This window comes from Brachybacterium sp. HMSC06H03 (assembly GCF_001807385.1).
GTDB lineage: Bacteria > Actinomycetota > Actinomycetes > Actinomycetales > Dermabacteraceae > Brachybacterium > Brachybacterium conglomeratum.
Window position 1 is genome coordinate 1 of the sequence record NZ_KV788720.1, and the last position, 1,186, is coordinate 1,186.

At 73.5% G+C, this 1,186-nt stretch carries 1 protein-coding gene; it reads left to right on the plus strand.

What is annotated here, in order from left to right:
• The coding region (locus HMPREF3159_RS05420; protein ID WP_141748085.1) for an FtsX-like permease family protein at window positions 1-1,186 on the plus strand (1,186 nt) is incomplete at both ends.

The following is a 1,186-nucleotide window of genomic DNA, read 5'->3' on the forward strand; positions in this document are numbered from 1 at the left end:
GTGCTCGGCGTGGCCGCGCTCGTCGGCGGCACCGCGCTGGCCATGAACGGGGTCGCCGCGCTCGGCATCCTCGCGACGATAGGCGGAGGCGTGCTGAGCTTCACCGGCGTGATGCTCGTGCTCGTCACGCTCACCCGGCCCCTCGCGGCCCTCGCCGCCCGTCTCGGAGCGCTTCTGGGCGGGCTGCCCGCCCGGATCGCCGGGGCGAACGTGGCCCGCAATCCGCGCCGCAGCGCGGCGACGATCGCGGCCCTCCTGATCGGCACCACGCTCATGACGATGATGACCGTCGGCGCGCGCACTGCGGAGGCGACCCTGACCTCGGAGCTGGACTCCCGTCGACCGATCGACCTGGTCCTCTCCGCGGAGGCGATGCCCGAGGATGCCGCCGAGCAGGTCGCCGCGATCGAGGGCATGGATGCCGCCCACGCCGGGGAGCGCGGGGACGTCGAGGTCGGCGCCGGCGAGCCGATGACCCTGTACTCCGTGACCCCCGAGACGGTGCGGGAGGTCTCCCACCGTCCCGAGATGGCGGACGAGCTCGCCGACGGCACGGTGCTGCTCGGCCAGGAGCGGGCCGAGCGCTTCGGCGTCCACGACGGCCAGGTCCTCTCCCTCGAGGGGGCCGACGGACGAAGCCGCGAGCTGCGCGTCCAGGTGGACGCGAACCTGCAGATGTCGCTGGTGACCCCGGCGACGCTCGAGCAGCTCCTCGGGGAGGGGACCACCCCGGTCGTGCTCGCGGACTTCGCCGATCCCGGCACCGCCGAGCGCGAGGGGATCGACGTGTTCGAGCTGATCTCCTCGGTCGACCAGCTCTCCGCCTCCGAGGGCTTCGAAGGGGCGAGCAGCGATCCCGGCGGCGCCGACCGCGAGTCCTACGCACGGATCCTCGACACCCTGCTGGGCATCACCGTGGCGCTGCTCGCGGTCGCGGTGCTCGTCGCCCTGGTCGGGGTCGCCAACACGCTCAGCCTCGGCGTGGTCGAGCGCACCGGGGAGAACGCGCTGCTGCGCGCCCTGGGCACGACGCGCCGGCAGATGCGGGCGATGCTCGGCTGGGAGGGGGTGCTGCTCGCCGCGGTCGGCGCCGTGCTGGGGCTGCTGATCGGGTCCCTCTACGGCGTGCTCGGGATCATCGCACTGCTGGGCTCGACCTATCCGGTCTCGATCACGATCCCCTGGG